General features: G+C 73.0%; 14 protein-coding genes. 11 read left to right on the forward strand and 3 right to left on the reverse strand.

Features of this window, described 5'->3' with window-relative positions; genetic code table 11:
• Positions 1 to 62: 62 nt before the first annotated feature.
• On the forward strand, positions 63 to 1,787 hold the full coding sequence (polX, locus tag D0T12_RS17770; RefSeq protein WP_117400713.1) for a DNA polymerase/3'-5' exonuclease PolX: 1,725 nt from the start codon (positions 63 to 65) through the stop codon (positions 1,785 to 1,787).
• Positions 1,788 to 1,791: 4 nt separating this feature from the next.
• Here the strand turns inward: polX and D0T12_RS17775 are convergent, their stop codons facing one another.
• From D0T12_RS17775 to D0T12_RS17785, 3 genes are read right to left on the reverse strand one after another with little or no spacing between them, the layout of a single operon-like run.
• The gene (locus D0T12_RS17775; RefSeq protein WP_233526142.1) at positions 1,792 to 2,793 is read right to left on the reverse strand and encodes a COX15/CtaA family protein; all 1,002 of its coding nucleotides are present in this window, start codon (positions 2,791 to 2,793) and stop codon (positions 1,792 to 1,794) included.
• Between the two features lie 48 nt (positions 2,794 to 2,841).
• Positions 2,842 to 4,071, reverse strand: a complete 1,230-nt coding sequence (locus D0T12_RS17780; protein WP_117400715.1) for a PrsW family intramembrane metalloprotease — start codon at positions 4,069 to 4,071, stop codon at positions 2,842 to 2,844.
• Positions 4,072 to 4,104: 33 nt separating this feature from the next.
• Positions 4,105 to 5,142: a heme o synthase gene (locus D0T12_RS17785; RefSeq protein WP_199487521.1), complete on the reverse strand. Its 1,038-nt coding sequence runs from the start codon at positions 5,140 to 5,142 to the stop codon at positions 4,105 to 4,107.
• Positions 5,143 to 5,678: 536 nt separating this feature from the next.
• Here D0T12_RS17785 and tkt point away from each other — a divergent pair.
• The 10 genes from tkt to D0T12_RS17835 all read left to right on the forward strand — a co-directional run bounded on the left by tkt (position 5,679) and on the right by D0T12_RS17835 (position 18,764).
• Positions 5,679 to 7,730: a transketolase gene (gene tkt / locus D0T12_RS17790; RefSeq protein WP_407642095.1), complete on the forward strand. Its 2,052-nt coding sequence runs from the start codon at positions 5,679 to 5,681 to the stop codon at positions 7,728 to 7,730.
• A 51-nt stretch (positions 7,731 to 7,781) separates the two neighbouring features.
• Entirely contained in the window at positions 7,782 to 8,897 is a 1,116-nt protein-coding gene (tal, locus tag D0T12_RS17795) for a transaldolase (protein ID WP_117400717.1), read from the forward strand.
• The gene (locus D0T12_RS17800; RefSeq protein WP_117400718.1) at positions 8,894 to 10,573 is read left to right on the forward strand and encodes a glucose-6-phosphate isomerase; all 1,680 of its coding nucleotides are present in this window, start codon (positions 8,894 to 8,896) and stop codon (positions 10,571 to 10,573) included. Before tal ends, D0T12_RS17800 begins: the two co-directional genes overlap by 4 nt.
• Before the next feature lie 134 nt (positions 10,574 to 10,707).
• Complete coding sequence (locus tag D0T12_RS17805) at positions 10,708 to 12,405, forward strand: phosphoheptose isomerase (RefSeq protein ID WP_117400719.1); 1,698 nt, start codon at positions 10,708 to 10,710, stop codon at positions 12,403 to 12,405.
• Positions 12,406 to 12,607: 202 nt separating this feature from the next.
• Entirely contained in the window at positions 12,608 to 14,158 is a 1,551-nt protein-coding gene (zwf, locus tag D0T12_RS17810) for a glucose-6-phosphate dehydrogenase (protein WP_233526143.1), read from the forward strand.
• Between the two features lie 18 nt (positions 14,159 to 14,176).
• Entirely contained in the window at positions 14,177 to 15,121 is a 945-nt protein-coding gene (locus tag D0T12_RS17815) for a glucose-6-phosphate dehydrogenase assembly protein OpcA (RefSeq protein WP_117400720.1), read from the forward strand.
• Entirely contained in the window at positions 15,118 to 15,858 is a 741-nt protein-coding gene (gene pgl, locus D0T12_RS17820) for a 6-phosphogluconolactonase (protein ID WP_117400721.1), read from the forward strand. Before D0T12_RS17815 ends, pgl begins: the two co-directional genes overlap by 4 nt.
• A 116-nt stretch (positions 15,859 to 15,974) precedes the next feature.
• Positions 15,975 to 17,168 (forward strand): L,D-transpeptidase, encoded by a 1,194-nt coding sequence (locus D0T12_RS17825; protein ID WP_233526144.1) that lies wholly within the window; start codon positions 15,975 to 15,977, stop codon positions 17,166 to 17,168.
• Positions 17,169 to 17,210: 42 nt separating this feature from the next.
• A complete protein-coding gene (locus tag D0T12_RS17830) occupies positions 17,211 to 17,543 on the forward strand; it encodes a cupin domain-containing protein (RefSeq protein WP_117400722.1) in 333 nt (110 codons plus the stop codon).
• Positions 17,544 to 17,612: 69 nt separating this feature from the next.
• Positions 17,613 to 18,764, forward strand: a complete 1,152-nt coding sequence (locus tag D0T12_RS17835) for a sensor histidine kinase (RefSeq protein WP_117400723.1) — start codon at positions 17,613 to 17,615, stop codon at positions 18,762 to 18,764.
• Positions 18,765 to 18,831: the final 67 nt, after the last annotated feature.

The raw sequence follows: 18,831 nt of genomic DNA on the forward strand, positions 1-18,831 counted from the left end.
GCTCCACGTCCGGGCCGTCCGGCCCTCCGGGAACGTCACACCCGGCTCCTAGACTCGAAGGCATGGCACGGGCGAACGACGAGGCTGCGGCCCTCATCCAGGAACTGGCCGACCTGCTGTCCATCACCGGCGGCGACGCCTTCAAGATCAGGGCCTACGAGAAGGCGGCGCGGGCGATCGCCGGGCATCCGGACGACATCTCCGGCCTCGACCTCGCCGGGCTGCGCGCGATCCCCACCGTGGGCGAGGCGATCGCGAAGAAGGTCCTCGACTACACCACCACCGGCACGATCCGGCAGGTCGAGGAGCTGCGCGCGCAGATCCCCGCCGGGGTGCGGGCGCTGACCGCCATCCCCACCCTCGGCCCGAAGAAGGCCCTCGCCGTCTACGAGGAGCTCGGCGTCTCCTCGGTGGACGAGCTGGCCACCGCCATCAAGGAAGGGCGCCTGCAAGGCCTGAAGGGGTTCGGCGCCCGGACCGAGGAGAACATCCTGCGCGGCATCGACCTGATGCGCAGCTCCGGCGAACGCGTCCTCGTCGACGCCGCCGCCGGTGTCGCCGACGAGATCGTCGCCGCCCTGTCCGAACTGCCGCAGGTGGAGCGCTGCGCCCACGCGGGTTCCCTGCGCCGGATGCGCGAGACCATCGGCGACGTGGACGTCCTCGCGGCCTCCCGCGACCCGCACCCGATCATGGAGGCGTTCCGGGCGCTGCCGTTCGTCGCCGAGGTCATCGCGAGCGGCGACAAGAAGACCTCGATCCGCACCGCCAAGGGGCTCCAGGTCGACCTGCGGGTCGTCCCGCCCGAGTCGTGGGGCGCCGCGCTCCAGTACTTCACCGGGTCGCAGGCGCACAACATCCGCACCCGCGAGATCGCCGTGAAGGCCGGCCTGAAGCTGTCCGAGTACGGCCTCTTCGACGCCGGGTCGAACGAGCTGATCGTGTCCGCCACCGAGGAGGAGGTCTACGAGCGGCTCGGCCTGCCGTGGATCCACCCGACCCTCCGCGAGGACACCGGCGAGATCGAGGCGGCCCTCGACGACGCGCTCCCCCGCCTCGTCACCGTCGAGGACCTGCGCGGCGACCTGCACAGCCACACCGACCTCACCGACGGCGTCGCGTCCCTGGAGGACATGGTCGCCGCCGCGCACGCCCGCGGCCTGGAGTACTACGCGATCACCGACCACGCGCCGAACCTCGTCATGCAGCGGATGACGGACGAGAAGATGCTCGCCCAGCGCGACCGGATCGCCGAGTTGCAGAAGCGGTACCGCGACCTGACGCTCCTGCACGGCACCGAACTCAACATCGACCCCGACGGCGGTGTCGACTGGGACGCCGACTTCCTGTCCGGCTTCGACGTGTGCGTGGCGTCCGTCCACTCCCACTTCACGCAGGACCGGGACGCCATGACCCGCCGTCTCGTCCGCGCCTGCGAGAACCCGCACGTCCACGTCATCGGGCACCCGACCGCGCGCAGCATCGGCCGCCGCCCGCCGGTCGACGCCGACTGGGACGAGGTGTTCCGCGCCGCCGCCCGCACCGGCACCGCCATGGAGATCGACTCGTTCCCCGACCGGCTCGACCTGCCCGCCGACCTGGTCCGCCGCGCCAAGCACCTCGGCGTGCGGTTCTCCGTCGACACCGACGCGCACTCGCTCGGCCACCACCGCAACATCCGCTACGGCGTCGGCACCGCCCAGCGCGGCTGGCTGACCCCCGACGACGTCATCAACACCTGGCCGCTGGACCGCCTCCGCGCGTTCCTGCGAGGCAAGACGGACTGACGGGTCAGGCGGGCTGGGGCGACTCGGCCACCGGGGCCGCCGCGGGGGCGGTCGCCGGCGCTGCGGCCGGGACGGGCCCCCGGTCGCGGAGCGCGAACACGAGCCGGAACGCCGCGATCCACATCACCACCGCGCCGAACATGTGCAGCAGCACCAGGCCCTCCGGGACGCCCAGGAAGTACTGCACGTACCCGACGGCGCCCTGCGCGACGATGACGGCGGCCAGTTCGCCCCCGCGGCGGCGGGCGGCGGCCGGGGCGCCCGTCCGGTACAGGACGATCAGGGTGAGCACCGTCAGGGCGGTCGTGGCCCAGGCGAGCAGGCCGTGGACACGGGCGACGTCGGTGATGTCGAAGCCGTAGCGGCGGGACTCGGCGTCACCGGCGTGCGGGCCGGTGCCGGTGACGACGGTGCCGGCGACGAGGACGGCGGCGCACGCCACCACCAGCGCGGCGGCGAGCCGGCGCGTCCACGGCCCGGCGAGGGCCCGTGGCGGGGCGTCGCCCTCACCGGCGCGGACCCACAGGCCCACGCAGAACACCAGCAGCGCGGGCGACACCAGGAAGTGCAGGGACACGGCGGCGGGGTGCAGCTTCGTCAGGACGACGACGCCACCGATGATCGCCTGCGCCACCACGCTCATCGGCTGTGCCAGCGCCCACCACACCAGCGACCGGCGGCGGGGACGCAGCCGCAACGCCGCGACGAACACCAGCGCGCCGATCCCCAGCACCACGAACGTGACCAGCCGGTTGCCGAACTCGATCGACATATTGAGCACGTGGTGCTCGGGGTTGTGGGTCGGGACGAGGCTGTCACCGGAGCAGCGCGGCCAGTCGGGGCAGCCGAGCCCGGACTTGGTGACGCGGACGGCGCCGCCGCTGACGACGATGGCCACGTTGCCGAGGACGCCGAGGAGCGCGAGCAGCCGCAGCGACCCGGCCGTCGGACGCCACACGGCGTTCCAGGCCCGGTTCAGAACGTTGGGAGACGGTCGCTTCGCCACGGCCCCCATCGTATGGCCGGGTGCCGGTGACCCGGATCCGCCCCCCGCTCACGTCCCGTACGGGCCGTTCGGCCCCCCGGGCGCGCGGTCGGGGCGCAGGAACCCGGACGGGCCCTGCCCCGCCCACGGCGGCCCGACCGCGCCCGGACGCGGCGGCGTGCGCAGGAACGCCTGCCGAGCCAGCGACATCAGGGTGAGCAGGGAGTCGCGGCGGGCGACGAACCAGCGCTGGTCGGCCACGCCCCGGTCGGCGCGCTTGTGCAGCAGCGCCAGCTCCGTCGCGGCGAGCTGGTAGTCGGTCATGGCGCGGGCCGCGGTCCTGCCGCCGACGGCGCGGGCCCAGCGGCGGGCGACGCGCCGGGACGGCATCGACCGCAGCATCCGCACGTCCTGCGGCGTCACCAGGCCCGTCCCCGCGTACATCGGCAGGTACGCCTCGATGCGGCGGACGGTGCCGCGGCGCTCCACGACCACCACGACGATCAGGGCGACGAGGACGCAGAAGTCCAGCGCGTACACGACGGCGAGGCCGCCGAGCCCGAGGGAGGCGCCGCCGTTCCACAGCCCGTGCAGGACCATCGCGGCGAACAGCCCGGCCACCGGCGCGGCGAACTGGCCACGGCGGTGGGTGGCGGCGTAGGCGACGCCGAGCCCGGTCATCGAGGTGAACAGCGGATGGCTGAGCGGAGCGATCAGACCCCGCAGGACGAACACCGCCGTGAGCTGCTGCGCGCCGCCCTCGTCGTAGGCCCGCATGTAGTAGGTGACGTTCTCCAACATGGCGAAGCCGAGGCCGACCATGGCGGCGTAGATGATCCCGTCGGCGAACCCGTCGATCTCGTTGCGGCGAAACCACAGCATGCCGAACAGGACGGCGCCCTTCAGCGTCTCCTCGACGAGCGGGGCGCCGATCGTGGCGCTGACGAGGTGGCCCTCCGTCTCCCCGAAGACGGGCACGGTCACGTACAGCAGCCCGGCCGTGTTGAGGACGATCGCGCCGAGCACCGCGATGCCCGCGCCCCACATGAAGGAGAAGACCAGGGCGCGCGGCGGTTCCGGCTCCAGCCGGTCGAGGGTGAGCGCGAGCGCGACCAGCACCGGGATCGGGATGATGGCGAGCAGGAGACCCACCCAGAAGCCCGCCCCGCCGAACGCCGCGGTCAGGCCCAGGGCGATCAGCGCGCACACGCCCGACACGGTCATCCCGAGGATCATGCCGATGGGGGGCCGGCCGGGAATCCGCCCCTCGAGCACCGCCTTGGGGTCCACGTGCACCATGAGGCGAGCGTAACCGCCCGCCCGCGAAGAGCGTTACGACAAGATCGGGTCGATGGCCACGGCGGTGAACAGCAACGCCAGGTAGACGTTGGACAGGTGGAAGAACCGCATCGGCCGCAGGTGGACGCCCGTCACCCCGGCGCGCACGGCCCGCAGCAGCCGGTGCCCCTCGGCGAGGAACACCAGCCCGAGCGCGGCGGCGACGGCGCCGTACACCGGGCCCATCCCCGCGACCGGCCACAGCAGCAGCGAGCACGCGACGGTGGCGTAGGTGTAGACGAGGCTCTCGGTGACGACGCGGCGTTCGGTGGCGACGACCGGGAGCATCGGGACCTTGGCGACCGCGTAGTCGTCGCGGTAGCGCATGGCGAGCGTCCACGTGTGCGGCGGCGTCCACAGGAACACGACGCCGAACAGGACGAGCGGCGTCCAGGCGACGCCGCCGGTCACCGCCGCCCAGCCGATGAGGACGGGCATGCACCCGGCGATGCCGCCCCACACGACGTTCTGCGACGTCCGCCGCTTGAGCAGCAGCGAGTAGACGAAGACGTAGAACAGGATCGCGAACAGCGATCCGGCCGCGGCGACCGCGTTGACGGTGAGCAGGAACCCGGCGGTGGACAGTACCGCCAGCCCCACCCCGAAGATCAGCGCGCGGGCGGGGGTGACCTGGTGGCGGGCCAGCGGACGGCGCCGCGTCCGGCGCATCTTGGCGTCGATGTCGCGGTCGATGTAGCAGTTGATCGCGTTGGCGGCGCCGGCGGACATGGTCCCGAACGCCAGCGTCAGCAGCACGGTGGACAGCTCGGGAACGCCGCCCTCCGCCAGGAACATCACCGGGATGGTGGTGATCAGGAGCAGCTCGATCACCCGCGGCTTGGTCAGCGCGACGTAGGCGCGCACGCTCGCGCCGAACGACGGGCGGACCTCCGGGGCCGGGTCCGGGAGCGGCTCGGCGGCCGTCCGCGCGTCCGCCGGCACGAGCGAGGTCGGCGTCGCCACCGGCGGCTGGCCGCCGAGGCCGTCGAGCTCGTCGAGTTCGACTCCGCGCTTGTTACTGAGCACCGTCACAATCGGGTCCACGTCCAACTAGGGATGAGAAATCGCGTACCACCTCGGCGGCGCCCCCGCGTTCCCGGGCCGGCCTCGGCTGGATGCAACTTCCGGCTTCGTTCCTGCCGCGGCCGCTGTCGTCAACCGCGCAATCACTGTAGTGCGCCCCCTCCGGGAGTCGCGCACCGGGTCACGGATCACACCCCGGATCGCCCGCCGGGACGATTGACTCGCGGGCGTCCGGGCAAGGTCGCGATAGGCTCGCGAAAAGGGCGCGGCATGATCCCCGAGGACCCCGGACGGGGCGGCCGCACGGGCCCGGAGGAGAGTGCCGGAACAAGGAAGAGGCGCCGCGCCGCCGGACGTTGTCGCCCTTGGATCGCCCTGGATCGTCCTGGGCGGCGGGTCGGGCGTGAACACGGCGGCACAACATCACAGAGTGGATCTGTAACACCGGTTCGAGAGGAGCCTGGCGTTCCGTGAGCAGGAACAACAGCACGTTTGAATGGTCCGACCAGGACCGGCGGGCGGTGGACGTGATCCGCGCCCTGGCCATGGACGCGGTCGAGGAGGCGGGGTCCGGCCACCCGGGGACGGCGATGAGCCTCGCGCCCGCCGCCTACCTCCTCTTCCAGCGGTTCCTCCGGCACGACCCGACCGACCCGCACTGGGCCGGCCGGGACAGATTCGTGTTGTCCTGCGGACACTCCAGCCTGACCCTTTACATCCAGCTGTACCTGTCGGGCTACCCGATGACGCTGGACGACCTGAAGGCGCTGCGCAAGTGGGGCAGCCTCACCCCCGGCCACCCCGAGGTCGGGCACACCGCCGGGGTGGAGACGACGACCGGGCCGCTCGGCCAGGGCATCGCGAACGCCGTCGGGATGGCGATGGCGGCGCGCCGCGAACGCGGCCTGTTCGACCCGGACGCGCCCGAGGGCGAGTCGCCGTTCGACCACACGATCTGGGCGTTCGCGTCCGACGGCGACATCCAGGAGGGCATCAGCCACGAGGCGAGCGCCCTCGCCGCCCACCAGCGGCTCGGGAACCTGGTCCTGCTGTACGACGACAACCACATCTCGATCGAGGACGACACCGCGATCGCGCTGTCGGAGGACGTCCGGGCCCGGTACGCCGCGTACGGGTGGGACGTCCACCACGTCGACTGGACGGAGAACGGCGACTACGAGGAGAACGTCGCCGCGCTCGCCGCCGCTTTCGAGGCCGCGAAGGCCGAGACGGCGCGTCCCTCCTTCATCGCGCTGCGGACCATCATCGGGTGGCCCGCGCCGAACAAGAAGAACACCGGCAAGATCCACGGTTCGGCGCTGGGCGAGGACGAGGTCGCCGCGACCAAGCGGATCCTCGGCATGGACCCGGCCGAGAGCTTCCACGTCCCCGAGGACGTCCTGGCGCACGCCCGCGGTGTGTCCGACCGGGGCCGCGCCGACCACGCCGAGTGGAACCGGGCGTTCGAGGCGTGGCGGGCGAAGAACCCCGAGCGGGCCGCCGAGTACGACCGGATCTCGACGCGCACGGCGCCGTCCGGGTGGGAGACCGCGCTGCCGGAGTTCGAGCCCGGCAAGGACATCGCGACCCGGGCGGCGTCCGGGCAGATCCTCGCCGCGCTGGCGCCGGTGCTGCCGGAGCTGTGGGGCGGCTCCGCCGACCTGGCCGAGAGCAACAACACGACGATGAAGGGCGAGCCGTCGTTCGTCCCGGAGGAGTTCCAGACCAAGGAGTTCCCCGGGCACCGGTACGGCCGGACGCTGCACTTCGGTGTCCGGGAGCACGCGATGGCGGCGATCTGCAACGGCATCGCGCTGCACGGCGGCACGCGCCCCTACGGTGGCACGTTCCTGGTCTTCAGCGACTACATGCGCCCGGCGGTGCGGCTCGCCGCCCTGATGAGGCTGCCCGTGACGTTCGTGTGGACGCACGACTCGATCGGCCTCGGCGAGGACGGCCCGACGCACCAGCCGGTCGAGCACCTGTGGTCGCTGCGGGCGATCCCGGGCCTGGACGTCGTCCGTCCGGCCGACGCCAACGAGACGGCGGTCGCGTGGCGGACGATCCTCGGGCACACCGACCGTCCGGCGGGGCTCGCGCTGACCCGGCAGAAGCTCCCGACGCTCGACCGCGGCGGCGCGCTCGCGTCCGCGGAGGGCACCGCGAAGGGCGGCTACGTGCTCGCCGACGCCGACGGCGGACAGCCCGACGTGATCCTCATCGCGACGGGCAGCGAGGTGCAGCTCGCGCTGGAGGCGCGGGACGCGCTCCAGGCGGAGGGCACCCCGACCCGGGTCGTGTCGATGCCGTGCGTGGAGTGGTTCGAGGCGCAGTCCGACGCCTACCGGCAGGAGGTGCTGCCGCCCGGCGTGCGCGCCCGCGTGTCCGTGGAGGCGGGCGTGGCGCTCGGCTGGCGCGCCTACATCGGCGACGCCGGTGAGGCGGTGAGCCTGGAGCACTTCGGCGCGTCCGCCGACTACAAGACGCTGTTCCTGCAGTTCGGCATCACCGCCGAGCGGATCGTCGCGGCGGCGAAGGCCAGCCTGATCAAGGCGTGCGTCAAGCACGCCGGACGCGGCGAGACGACCGGCAACTGAGCCCCGCAACCGAGCCGGGCGAGTGAGCCCGGCGACTAGGAGGCAGGCACGATGAGCGACAACCTGAAGGCGCTCTCGGACGAGGGCGTGTCGATCTGGCTCGACGACATCAGCCGGGAGCGGCTGCGGTCGGGCAACCTCGCGGAGCTGGTCAAGGACAGGCATGTCGTCGGCGTCACGTCCAACCCGACGATCTTCGCGAAGGCGTTGAGCAAGGGCGACGCCTACGACGACCAGGTCCGCGACCTCGCGGTCCTCGGGGTGGACGTCGAGGAGGCCTCCCGGGCGATCATCACCCGGGACATCCGGTGGGGGTGCGACGTCCTGCGCCCGGTGTACGACCGGACGGACGGGCTCGACGGCCGCGTGTCGATCGAGGTCGATCCGCGCCTCGCCGACGACACCCGCGCCACCGCCGCCGAGGCGAAGATGCTGTGGTGGCTGGTGGACCGGCCCAACCTGTTCATCAAGATCCCCGCGACGAAGGAGGGTCTGGCGGCGATCACGTCGACGCTGGCCGAGGGCATCAGCGTGAACGTGACGCTGATCTTCTCGCTGGAACGCTACGGCGAGGTCATCGACGCGTTCTTCGCCGGGCTGGAGCGGGCGAGGGAGAACGGCCACGACCTGTCGAAGATCGCGTCGGTGGCGTCGTTCTTCGTCAGCCGGGTGGACACCGAGATCGACAAGCGGCTCGACAAGATCGGTTCGGAGGAGGCGAAGGGGCTGCGCTCCAAGGCGGGTCTCGCCAACGCCCGGCTCGCGTACGCGCTGTACGAGGAGAAGTTCGGCACCGACCGGTGGCGGGCGCTGAAGGACGCGGGGGCCCGTCCCCAGCGTCCCCTGTGGGCCTCGACCGGCGTGAAGGACCCCGACCTCGACGACACCCTGTACGTGGTGGAGCTGGTCGCGCCGGGCACCGTCAACACGATGCCGGAGGCGACGCTGGTCGCAGTGGCCGACCACGGTCAGGTGCGCGGCGACACCGTGCGCGGCGCCTACGACGACGCCCGCGCGCACATGGCGGCGTTGAAGTCCGTCGGAGTGGACTACGACGACGTGGTGCGGGTGCTGGAGGAGGAGGGCGTCGAGAAGTTCGCGGCCTCGTGGAAGGAGCTGATCGGCTCCATCTCCGGTGAGCTGGAGGACAAGAGGGCCGGCGCGTGACCTCGGTGGTGACCGCCGGGGGGATCTCGGTCACCATCCGCGGCGCCGTCGTCGACGAGAGCGAGACGGTCTTGGACCGTCTCGTCTCCGACGGCGTTCCGGGTGCGCTGACGTCCGGGAACGCCAAGCTCTGGGGGCCCGACGCGGCCCCGCTGGCGGCCCGGCGGCTGGGCTGGCTGGACCTGCCGGAGACCTCGCGGTCGCTGGCGGACCGGCTGGCCGAGCCCGCGGCGGAGGCCCGTGACACCGGGCTCGACCGGGTGGTCCTGGTCGCCGCGGGCGGGTCCGCGCTCGCCGCGGACGCGATGTTCCGCACCGCGCGGGCCGGCGCGGAGACCGCCGGGGGGCCGGAGCTGATCGTCCTCGACACCACCGATCCGCACGAGGTGTCGGGGGTCCTGGCCGGCGACCTGCACCGGACGCTGGTGGTCGTGGTGGGCGAGAGCGTCGAGGCGGAGTCGCTGCGCCGCGTGTTCGGGCGCGCGTTCTCCGAGGCGGGTCTCGGCCGCGCCGAGCTGGCCCGCCGGTTCGTCGTCGTGGCCGAGGAGGGGTCGGCGCTGGAGCGTGCCGCGCTCGACGTGGGGCACAACCTCGTCCACGCGGAACCGGACGTCGACGACCGGTTCGGCGCGCTCGGCGCGCGGGGCCTCGTCGCGGCCGCGCTCGCGGGCGTCGACGTGGACGCCCTGCTGGACGAGGCGTCCCGGTTCGCGGAGGTGCTGCGGCAGCCGTACGACAACCCGGCCCTGGCGCTCGGCGCCGCGCTCGGCTCGTCGGGGCTCGGCGTCCGCGACAAGCTGGTCATCGCCGACCACGGCTCCGGGCTCGCCGGCTTCACCGGATGGGCGGAGCAGCTGGTCGGCGGCGCGACCGGCAAGAACGGCGGGGGGCTGCTGCCGGTCGTCGTGGAGGGCGTCGACGCGCCCGGCTTCGACCTCGCCGACGATCTGCGCCGGGTCATCCTCGGCCGGCGCCCCGACGAGCCGGGGCCGGGCCGCGAGGCGGGCGTGAGCGTCGCCGGGCCGCTCGGCGCGCAGTTCCTGCTGTGGGAGTACGCGACGGCGGTGGCGTGCCGGGTCATCGGCGTCGACCCGTTCGACGAGCCGGACACCGGCGAGTCGCGGGAGAGCACGGCGGTGCTGCTGCGCTCTGAGGAGGGCGCGGCGCCCACGGTGGTGCGCACACCGCCGGAGCTGGTGTCGGGCGCGGTGGAGGTGCACGGCCCACGGGACGCGCTGCGCGGCGCGCGAACGCTCGCCGAGGCCCTGGACGTGATCCTGGAGGACGTCCCGGACGGCGGGTATCTCGCGGTGACGGCGTACCTGGACCGGGTCGGGGACGCGGCGGCGGCCGGGCTGCGTCCACTGCTGGCGGCTCGGGTCGCCAAGATCCGCAGGCGCCCGGTGCCCGTCACGTTCGGCTGGGGGCCACGGGCCCTGCACACGGTCGGCCAGTACCACAAGGGCGGCCCGGCGAACGGCGTGTTCCTCCAGGTCACCGGTGCGATAACGGACGACGTCGACGTTCCGGGACGCCCGTACAGCCTCGGGGAGCTGCAGCTCGCGCAGGCGTTCGGCGACCTGCGGGTGGTGCGGTCGCTCGGGCATCCCGCCGTCCGCCTCCATCTGCGCGACCGCGCGGAGGGCATCGCCCAACTGATCGAGGCGCTGGACTGACCGACGCACCGGGCCGGCCGGGCACCCGCTGACCAGGGCGCTGTCATCCGCTGTCATCACGCCGCAACAAAGATCGTGGGAGATGGTCGCGAATGCCCATTCTCTCCTGAAACGATGGGGGGCAGGAGGGAACGGTGGCGGGATTCGACGTACTGACGCGCGGCGACGTGCTGGAATCGGCGTTGCAGGCGCGAGACCACCTCGTGAGCTGCGGCGTGCCGGGCGCGCTGGCCGCGAAGGACCCGCGGCTGTGGGGGGCCCGCGCGGTCGACCACAGCCGCCTCGGCTGGCTCGACCTGCCGTTCGCGTCCCGTGGCCTGCTCAAACAGGTGGACGGCCTGGTCGAGGAGGCGCGTCACTCGGGGCTCGACCACATCGTGCTGATCGGCGTGGGCGCGGAGAGCCTCGCCGCGCAGGCGATCGTGGAGGCGCACACGCCCACGGTGGCGGCCGCGCGCCGCGCCGACGAGCGGTCCGGACGCGGCGGTCCGGGCGGGCTGACCGTCCTGGACGGCAGCGACACCGCCCCGCTCGCGTTCGCGATGGAGCGACTCGACCGGACGCTGGTCGTCCTGGCCAGCAAGGCGGGCGTGTCGCTGGAGGGCGACGCCTACCGGCGGATCTTCACGGCGGCGTTCCGGGAGCGTGGCCTGTCCGAACGGGAGATCGCGAACCGGTTCCTCGTGATCACCGATCATGGAAGCCCGCTGCACGACTACGCCCGGCAGTGCGGCTACCGGATCGGGCTGACCGACCCGTACCTGCCGGGTCACTACGGGGCGCTGTCGGCGTACGGGCTGGTCCCGGCCGTCCTCGCGGGCGCCGACACCGACAGGCTGCTGGAGGAGGCCGCGACGCTGATGCCGTCGCTGGCCAAGGACGAGGACAATCCCGGCCTGTTGCTGGGCGCGGTCCTCGGCGGCTGCGCGCAGCAGGGCCCCGGCGGCCTGGCCCGCGACAAGATGGTGCTGCGCGAGCCCGGCGGGCCGGGCGCGCTCAGCGCCTGGATCTCCCAGCTCCTCGCCGTCGGCACCGGCAAGCGCGGCAAGGGCGTCGTGACGTTCGAGCCGCCCGGTGGGCGGGGCCCGTTCCCCGACGTGCACGGCGTGTCGATCAATCCGCGGTCGGCGGCCGACGACGAGGAGTCCGACACCTCCGTGTGGGCGCCGCTCGGCGCGCAGTTCGTGCTGTGGGAGTACGCGACGGCGGTCGCCGGGTGGCTGCTCGGCGTGAACCCGTTCGAGGCGGGCAGCACGGTCGTCCAGGAGTCGGAGGACGACGCGGCGGCCCTGCTGCGGGCGGCGGGCCGCGGTCCGCTGACCGACGAGCGGCCGGTGTACGTCGAGGACGGCATCGAGGTCCACGCCGACTTCCCGTGGCCGCCGGGCGCGGAGCTGCGGACCGTTCTCGGCGGGCTGGTCGCGTCGGTGCCGTCCGAGGGGTATCTGTCGGTCATGACGTACCTGTCGGGCGACTTCTCCGGCCGGTACCTCGCGCCGTCCTTCGCCCGCGCGTCGGGACGTCCCGTCACCTACGGGCCCGGGCCGGCCTACCCGCACGCGACGGGACCGGTGCACAAGGACGGGCCGGGCAACGGCGCGTTCCTCATCATCACCGGCGACCCGGCGCCCGGCGACGTGCTCGCCTCGCAGCCCGTCCCCGGCCGCCCCTACAGCCTGGCGAAGCTGCAGATCGCGCGGGCGCTCGGTGAGCTGCGGGCGCTGCGCGAACGGCGGTTCCCGGTGATCCGGCTGCATCTGCGCGACCCGGCGGACGGCGTGGGCAGACTGATCGAGGCCGTCCGGGACGTGGCGGGGGCGCGCAGACCGTGATCTTCACCGCCGTCGTCTCGGGGGAGACGGCCATCACCGCCCGGGGGTCGTTGCAGGGGGCCGCCGAACGGGTACGGCTGCCTCTGCGGGACCGCCGGGCGGGGCCGGCCCGGCCGCTCGAACCCGCCCGAGGAGAGGGACGAGCGCGCGGGACCGTCCCGGAGACGGGGCCATCCGAGCGAGAGCTAACGAAGGGGACCACGTGACCGACCCATTGACCGGCGCATCGACCGGCCCGGCCAATCCGCTCCGCGACCCGCGGGACAAGCGCCTGCCGCGCGTGGCCGGGCCGTGCGTGCTCGTCCTGTTCGGCGTCACCGGCGACCTGTCGCGCAAGAAGCTGCTTCCGGCGATCTACGACCTGGCGAACCGGGGGCTGCTGCCGCCGGGGTTCTCCCTCGTCGGGTTCGCCCGCCGCGACTGGGAGCACGAGGACTTCCGCCAGATCGCCTACGAGTCGGTCAAGGCGCACGCCCGGACCCCGTTCCGCGAGGACGTCTGGACGCATCTGTCGGAGGGCATGCACTTCGTCCCCGGCACCTTCGACGACCCGGGCGCGTTCGACGCGCTGTCGATGGCCGTGAAGGAGCTGGACGGCAGCCGCGGCACGGGCGGCAACTACGCCTTCTACCTGTCGATCCCGCCGAAGTTCTTCCCGGAGGTCGTCGAGCAGCTGCGGCGCAGCGGCCTCGCCGAGCCCAGGGACCGGGCGTGGCGGCGGGTCGTCATCGAGAAGCCGTTCGGCCGTGACCTGAAGACCGCGCAGGAGCTGAACGACACCGTCCACCGCGTCTTCCCCGAGGAGTCGATCTTCCGGATCGACCACTACCTCGGCAAGGAGACCGTGCAGAACATCCTGGCGTTGCGGTTCGCCAACACGATGTTCGAACCGATCTGGAACCGTTCGTTCGTCGACCACGTGCAGATCACGATGGCCGAGGACATCGGCATCGGCGGCCGGGCCGGGTACTACGACGGCATCGGCGCGGCCCGCGACGTCATCCAGAACCACCTCCTGCAACTGCTGGCGCTGACGGCGATGGAGGAGCCCACCTCGTTCAGCGCGGAGGCCGTCCGCGCCGAGAAGGCCAAGATCCTCTCGGCGGTGCGGGTGCCGGGCGACCTGGCCGCGTCGACGGCGCGGGGCCAGTACGCGGCGGGCTGGCAGGGCGGCGTGAACGTCCGGGGCTATCTGGAGGAGGACGGCATCCCCGCCGACTCCTGCACCGAGACCTACGCCGCGGTGAAACTGGAGATCGACAACCGCCGGTGGGCGGGCGTCCCGTTCTACCTGCGCACCGGCAAGCGGCTCAGCCGCCGCGTGACGGAGGTCGCGATGGTGTTCCAGCAGGCGCCGCACCTGCCGTTCTCCGAGACCGACACCGAGGAGCTCGGGCAGAACGCGCTGGTCATGCGGGTGCAGCCGGACGAGGGCATCACGGTCAGGTTCGGGTCGAAGGTGCCGGGCACCTCGATGGAGATCCGGGACGTCAACATGGACTTCGCCTACGGCGAGTCGTTCACCGAGACCTCGCCGGAGGCCTACGAACGGCTGCTGCTGGACGTGCTGATCGGCGATCCGCCGCTGTTCCCGCGCCAGGAGGAGGTCGAACTGTCCTGGAAGATCCTCGACCCGATCGAGGAGTTCTGGGCGGGCCGCGGCGGCCTCGACCAGTACAAGTCCGGCGGCTACGGGCCCGACAGCGCCGACGAGTTGATGGCGCGCGACGGGCGCACGTGGCGGCGGCTCTAGAGGAACGGGGGCTCTCGCATGAACATCGACCTGACCGGCACCACCACCCGGCAGATCCAGGACGCGTTGACGCAGTCGCGGCATCTGATGGGCGGTCCCGCCGTCGGCATGGTCCTCACCTTGATCATCGTGACGGACGAGTCGGCGCAGTACGACGCGGTGCGCGCGGCGACGGAGGCGGCGCGCGAGCATCCGTGCCGGGTGCTGACCGTGATCTCCCGCGATCCGCGCGGCGGCTCGTCGCGGCTGGACGCCGAGATCCGCATGGGCGAGACCGGGCCCGGTGAGACGGTGCTGCTGCGCATGTACGGGCCGCTCGCCGAGCACGCCGACTCGGTGGTGGTGCCGCTGCTGATGCCCGACACGCCGGTGGTGACGTGGTGGCCGGGCGGCAAGGTGCCGAAGAGCCCGGCGGACGACCCGCTCGGGCGGCTGGCGCAGCGCCGGGTCACCGACTCCTACGCGGCCCGCGACCGGCTCGGGACGCTCGCGCAGCTCGCCGGGGCGTACCGGCCCGGCGACACCGACTTCACCTGGACGCGGCTGACGAACTGGCGGTCGCTGCTGGCCGCCGCGCTCGACCAGGAGCACGACGAGATCGTGGCCGGGGAGGTGACGGCGGAGCCGGACAGCCCGAGCGCGGAGCTGCTGGCGGCGTGGCTGTCGATCCGGCTCGGCGTCCCGGTGGAGCGGACGGTGTCTGAGGGTCCCGGCGTCACCGGTGTGCGGCTGCGGACGACCGGCGGCGACATCATCGTGCACCGTCCCGACGGGCGGGTCGCGACGCTGTGCCGTCCGGGGCAGCCCGACCGGCAGGTGGCGTTGATGCGCCGCCCGATGGCGGAGCTGCTGGCCGAGGAGCTGCGCCGGCTCGACCCCGACGAGGTGTACCGCGACGCGGCGGCCCGGTTCGCCAAGGACCTCGCGGGCGGGGAACCCGCGGGCGGGGCGGCGGGATCGTGACCGACCCGACGGTGCTGCTGCACCGCGACCAGGAGGTGCTCGCCGCCGCCGCGGCGGCGCGGCTGGTGACGCGGATCGTGGACGCGCAGGCGGCGCGCGGCTCGGCGTCGGTCGTGCTGACCGGCGGCGGCGTCGGCACGGCCGTCCTCGCCGCCGTCGCCGCCACCGACGCCCGCGACGCGGTCGACTGGGGCCGTCTCGACGTGTGGTGGGGCGACGAGCGGTTCCTGCCGGCGGGCGATCCTGAGCGCAACGAGACCGGCGCCCGCGCGGCGCTGCTCGACCACGTTCCGGTCGATCCGGCTCGGGTGCGTCCGATGCCCGCGTCGGACGGCCCGGACGGCGACGACCCGGACGCGGCCGCCGAACGGTACGCCGCGCGGTTGCGAGCCGCGCCGGGTTCCGGGGGCCCGGTGCCGGCGTTCGACGTGCTGATGCTCGGCGTCGGCCCCGACGCGCATGTGGCGTCCCTGTTCCCGGGGACGCCCGCGCTGGACGACGAGCGCCCGGTGGTGGCGGTGCGGAACTCCCCGAAGCCGCCGCCGACCCGGATCTCCCTGACCTTCCCGTCGCTGTGCGCGGCCCGCGAGGTGTGGCTGCTGGCGTCCGGCGAGTCGAAGGCGGAGGCGGTCCGGCTCGGTTTGTCGGGCGCGGATCCCTCCGTGGCGCCGGTCGCCATGGCCCGTGGACGGGAACGAACCCTGTTCCTGCTGGACAGGGCCGCCGCCGCGTCCTGACGGCCCCCGGGGGCGGTCACGCGACACCCGAACGGGCCCCAAAGTCACGCATGCCTCACGTAAAACCGTGCATACCTTGAGATGGGTACGGGCGTACGAGCGTGAGGAGATCGCTGATGCTCAAGGGTCGGCCCGCGGCCGCGGGCGCGATGATCGCCGGTGCGACGCTGCTCGCCGCGGGCTGTTCGTCCGGCGGCGGGGGCGGCGGAGACGGGGGTGACGACAAGGACGCGGTGAAGCTGGCCATCACCCCGGCGAACGGAGCCCAGCGCACCGCGCCCGACCAACCGGTCACCGTCAAAGCCGAGGGCGGCAAGCTCACCAGCGTGACCCTCACCTACGGCCCGAAGCGCACCCCGGCCACGGGGACGCTCGCGGCGGACGGCACGTCGTGGAGGTCGTCGTGGACGCTGCGTCCGTCCACGACCTACACGGTGACCGCGAAGGGTTCCGGCGACGGCGGCGACCCGGTCACCGCGACGTCCACGTTCACGACGTTGACACCGGCGAAGAAGCTGGAGAGCGGCATGTCGCCGCTCGACGGGGAGACGGTCGGCGTCGGCATGCCGGTGCAACTGCTGCTGTCGAGACCGGTGCCGACCAGGGCGGGCAGGGTCGCGGTCGAGAAGGCCCTTGAGGTCCGGACGTCCAAGCCGGTCGAAGGCGCCTGGTCCTGGGTCAGCGACAGGGAGGTCGACTTCCGGCCCCGCGAGTACTGGCCGACCGGGCAGAAGGTGAAGGTCATCGCGCACCTGGCGGGCGTGAAGGCCGGTGCGGGCCTCTACGGGACGAAGGACCGGAGCGTCGCCTTCACCGTAGGCCCGAAGCACATCACCACCATCGACGCCAAGAAGCACCGCGCCACCGTCACCGACGGCGGCGAGACCGTGCGGACGATGAGGGTCAGCCTCGGCAAACCCGGTCACGAGAGCTACAGCGGCACGATGATCGCGCAGGAGAAGGCGGCCCGGATCGTCATGGACTCCGCGACCACCGGCAACCCCGGCGAGTACCGGATCCCGACGAAGTGGAACGTCCGCCTCACCTACAGCGGAACGTTCGTGCACTCGGCGCCCTGGTCGACCACCTCCCAGGGCGAGGACAACGTCAGCCACGGCTGCGTGAACGCCTCCCCCGCGGACGCCAAGTGGTTCTACGACTTCACGAACCGCGGCGACATCGTCAACGTGACCGGCACGTCCCGGAAACTCCGGTTCGGGAACGGCCCCACGCCGTGGGCGAAGTCCTGGCAGGACTGGCTGGCGGGCGGCGCCGTCGGCGAGCCCGTCACGAGCGCTCCCCTGTCGTGACCCGCCGCCCGCCGTCCACGCGGCCACTGGCACACTGGGCTCATGCAGAAGCTCTCGCTGGACGCACAGGTTCGCGACCATCTGAAGCGCGCCGCCGCGGGCTCCACCGGGCGCAGCGCCGACACCGTCTACGGCGGTCACGAGCGCGTCCTGCGGCAGACGCTGATCGCGCTGACGGCGGGCACGACGCTGGCGGAGCACGAGAACCCCGGCGAGGCGACGATCGTGGTCCTGCGCGGGCGGGTGCGGCTGGTGAGCGGCGAGCACTCCTGGGACGGGATCTCCGGTGATCTGCTGATCGTCCCGGACGCGCGGCACAGCCTGGAGGCGCTGGAGGACTCGGCCGTCCTGCTCACCGTCGCCAAGGTCGGCTGAATACCAAAGTCGACGGGCCACCGACCTGCGTCCACTGCCGCGCGGGGATGCGGCGGCTAGCTTGGTGGGGTGATCCTCCGCAGGTCCGCCCGCGAATGGGCGCGCGACGTCGCCGTCACGACGACCGCCCTGTTGATCGGTCTCGTGGTGCTGGAAGGCGCCCGCGAGTCCTATCCGGGGACCCCTTCCTTGTTCTTCAACGTCCAGCAGGCGGTGCTGGGGTCGGTCGGTCTCCTGGTGCTGCTGCTCCTGCGCCGCCGGTGGCCGGTCGGGGTGGCGGTGTTCCTGACGTGCCTGGGGTTCACCAACTCCGTCTCCTGGGGCGCGACGGCGATGAGCGTGTTCACCGTCGCGGTCCACCGGCCCTGGCGGCCCGCCCTCGGCACGGCCCTGCTGAACACGGCGATCGTCGTGGTGGTGTTCCAGATCACGGACGCCGACATGGGCACGCGGGAACGCTGGGAGTCGACCGTGGTGTTCGGCCTCGGCTACACGGTGACGCTCGCCGTGGGGATGCTCGTCCGGTCGCGGCGGCAGCTCATCGAGTCGTTGCGGGAACGGGCCCGCGCCGCGGAGACCGAACAGTTGCTGCGGGTCGAGGAGGCCCGGCTGCTGGAACGTGAGCGGATCGCCCGGGAGATGCACGACGTCCTCGCGCACCGGATCTCGCTGCTGGCCGTGCACGCCGGGGCGCTGGAGTTCCGCCCGGACACCCCCGCCCACCAGCGGGAGGCCGCGGGGGTCATCCGGCAGTGCGCCTTCGAGGCGATGGAGGACCTGCGCGAGGTGATCGGCGTGCTGCGGCACGACGCGCCGGGCGCCGAACCGGAGCGACCGCAGCCGACGCTCGCGGACGTGCCGGGCCTCGTCTCGGAGTCGCGGCGCGCCGGTGGCCGCGTCACGCTGGACGAGAACGTCCCCGAGCCGGACCGCGTCCCGTCCCGTGTGGGGCGGCACGCGTACCGGATCATCCAGGAGGGGCTGACCAACGCCCGCAAGCACGCGCCGGGCGCCGCCGTCCGGGTGACCCTCGATGCCGGAACGGACCTGAACATCGAGGTCGTCAACGCCGTTCCGCCGGGCCCGCCCGAACTCGCGATGCCCGGCGCGGGCGCCGGGCTCGTCGGCCTCGCCGAACGGGTCGCGCTGCTCGGCGGGACGCTGGAGCACGGCCGCACCGGCGACGGCCGGTTCCGCCTGCGCGCCCGGCTGCCCCTTTAGGGCGCCTCTCGCCGAAGATCGTCTGTCGCCGAAGATCGGCATGGCCGCGGGGTCGGCGGGGAAGGGG

This window comes from Actinomadura spongiicola (genome assembly GCF_003432485.1).
Classification (GTDB): domain Bacteria; phylum Actinomycetota; class Actinomycetes; order Streptosporangiales; family Streptosporangiaceae; genus Spirillospora; species Spirillospora spongiicola.